The organism is Ruegeria sp. CK3, from assembly GCF_056536565.1.
This window is the reverse complement of the sequence record NZ_JBQFPV010000030.1, coordinates 1-1912: the sequence shown is the minus strand read 5'-3', so window position 1 is coordinate 1912 and position 1912 is coordinate 1. Positions and strand designations below refer to the sequence as shown.

Annotated in this window: 1 protein-coding gene and 1 tRNA gene; one reads left to right on the top strand and one right to left on the bottom strand. The window is 55.1% G+C overall.

The window, feature by feature from the left end; genetic code table 11:
- Nucleotides 1–34: 34 nt before the first annotated feature.
- A tRNA-Met gene (locus tag ACR0C3_RS23265) sits at nucleotides 35–111 on the top strand.
- Here ACR0C3_RS23265 and ACR0C3_RS23260 read toward each other — a convergent pair.
- Complete coding sequence (locus ACR0C3_RS23260) at nucleotides 68–1246, bottom strand: recombinase family protein (protein ID WP_480760781.1); 1179 nt, start codon at nucleotides 1244–1246, stop codon at nucleotides 68–70. The genes ACR0C3_RS23265 and ACR0C3_RS23260 overlap by 44 nt on opposite strands.
- Nucleotides 1247–1912 lie beyond the last annotated feature (666 nt).

Sequence of the window (1912 nt, the reverse complement as noted above, 5' to 3'; positions counted from 1 at the left end):
CTCATGTAGCGTAAGCGCTAGGCCACCAAAGTGTCGCGGGATGGAGCAGCCCGGTAGCTCGTCAGGCTCATAACCTGAAGGTCGCAGGTTCAAATCCTGCTCCCGCAACCAGTGTTGGCGAACAGAGTTCCGAACAAGCCGCCTCAGGGCGGCTTTGTTCGTTCTGAGATGCTCCCAACGCAAGCAAACCTGCGAGTTCCCCAACAAGTTCAATCGCATACTTTCCATCATCCGGGATCAACCTGATCTCCGATAGACAGCTGCGAATGATGGATGTCGCTTTCGCCTGAGATGACGGATCGCGCAGTGCCGTGGTCAGATTAGCGACTTGTTCACGATACACATCGGACAATCCGGAATGCAGCAAAACCGGCGGTTCATCTGACACTGAATTGATGATGCCTTCGAATTCGACTTTGCGCGCTTCTAACTCAGTCAGCTTTTCTTTCATGCTGGGGTGGAACATGCCATCGCTGATGGCGTCGACGAGATGTGCGATCTTACTCTCTACTTTCGCCAGATCGCGTTCGGCCTTACTCCGTTCCTGTTGAATGGACCCAACAAGACGGTTGTATTCCTCTTGATAAGCGTTGGTGAATTCCGCGATCAGATCAGGGTGCAGCAACTGTTCCTTGAGGCCGGAGAGAACGCGGTCCTCAAAGTCGGTGCGTTTTATCGTCAACCGGTTGTCACAAGTACCTTTGTTCTTATGAGCGGAGCACCCGTAATACTGCTTTCCGACTTGGGTGATGCCGCCGCCGCAACACCCGCAGGTCAGCATGCCAGAAAACAGATGCCGTGCCCGTTTGGTGCGGCCCAACTTACTGATGCCATCGCTGATCGCGGCATTGCGCGTCTTTTCCTGCCGTGCCTTCACCGCGTTCCAAAGGTCATCGGACACGATCCGTAACTCGGACACGTCTTCAATCACCCAGTCTTCCGGCGGGTTTGGGCGAGCTTGCCGTTTACTGCTGTCCGGGTCTTTGACGAAACGCTGCCGGTTCCAAACCAACCGCCCGATATAGAGTTCGTTGTTCAAGATGCCGGTGCCACGCTGGTGGTTGCCGTAGATCGTCGATGCGCCCCATGTTCCACGGGGGCCGGGAATGCCCTCATCGTTCAGGTGGGCAGCGATGTTGCGTGGGCTCAGCCCATGGCTGTAGTCCTGAAAGATACGTTGAACGATCTGGGCTTGGCTTTCATTGATCCGCCGTTCCCCTGTGGTGATAAACCCGTCTGCGCTCATGTCTCGCACGACATCATAGCCATAAGTTACACCACCTGCCGACTTGCCTTTGCGCACACGTCCTTCAAGGCCGCGATGGGTCTTTTGAGCTAGGTCTTTCAGGAACAGACTGCTCATGGTCCCTTTGAGGCCGATATGCAGTTCGGAAATCTCACCTTCAGCCACGGTGACAATCGGGATGCCCTGAAACCGCATCTGTTTGAAGAAGGCCGCAATATGTTCCTGATCCCGGCTGATCCGGTCTAGGCCTTCTGCCATCCATTGCTATCGATCAGGCGTAGGCACAGCCGATGTTGGTCCTCAATGGAGGCGTCACTTTGAAGATCGGTGGAGTAGCGGGCGTAGATGGCGGCGCGCATGGGTCGGGCCTTTCGGTCTGAGGAACTGGTTGGCCCAACCCACTATAGGCATGGATTGGGCCGTGTCTTCCACTTTCGATTGCAACCCGTTGCAACGGAAAATGCTTTGGTCATAGGCATTTGGCCGAACCGACGAGCGGCTTTCGGATGCGAAAACTTACCGTTTACGACCCAAGGTCTTCATCTTTGCCTGCAGGAGAGATTGGTAGTCGTCACAGGCCGACAACCCGGTGGCACGATTGTAGTGCTTCTGAGACATGTCCAGCGTCGCGTGCCCGAGGATATCCCGGATGATATTGACATGTTC